Origin of the sequence: Streptococcus mitis (genome assembly GCF_047464965.1) — a bacterium.
In the GTDB taxonomy this organism is placed as follows: domain Bacteria; phylum Bacillota; class Bacilli; order Lactobacillales; family Streptococcaceae; genus Streptococcus; species Streptococcus mitis_DU.
In genome coordinates this window covers 1-525 of sequence record NZ_JASHAT010000026.1, presented here as the reverse complement: position 1 = coordinate 525, position 525 = coordinate 1, and the positions used below count along the sequence as shown (strand labels likewise).

The 525-nt window shown below is 38.7% G+C and carries 1 protein-coding gene and 1 pseudogene; both read left to right on the top strand.

The window, feature by feature from the left end:
- Positions 1-185, top strand: a pseudogene (locus QM408_RS09230) (hypothetical protein); the annotation flags it as partial.
- Positions 186-198: 13 nt separating this feature from the next.
- Complete coding sequence (locus QM408_RS09225; RefSeq protein ID WP_001253404.1) at positions 199-522, top strand: potassium channel family protein; 324 nt, start codon at positions 199-201, stop codon at positions 520-522.
- The last annotated feature ends 3 nt before the right edge of the window (positions 523-525 follow it).

The window sequence follows — 525 nt, the reverse complement described above, 5'->3', positions numbered from 1 at the left end:
ATGTTAAGAAGGGACTGATTCAAGACAGTCATATCTGGTCTTTCTTCCAGTCATTTTTCAAACAATATCAGTTGATAATCAGCTTAAATCAGATCTATCAGTTTGTCTATCTTTCTCTGATGGAGATCATGTCCTATCTTCACTTTGATTATTGGAAAAAACGGCTCGGTCAGGAGCTAGTATGAATAAGGAGAACAAATGAGACGTTTAAAAATGTTATGGCATATTATACAGGTTACGGGTTTTACTCGGTTTGCTCTGAGTTTTGTGACCTTTGTTTTTGGGTCAGGAGGCGTGCTTTTCCTAGTTGAACCTGCTATCACAAATTACGGAGACGGTCTTTGGTATGCTTTTGTGACTTCGACGACTGTCGGCTACGGGGATCTCCTAGCTGTGACCTTGATTGGAAGGATTACCAGTGTCTTCTTGACGATTTATGGGCTCATATTTTTTGGCTGTTTATCAGCTGTTATTATTAATTATTATACCGATTTAAATAAGGAAAGAGGAGAGGACAAATGACTG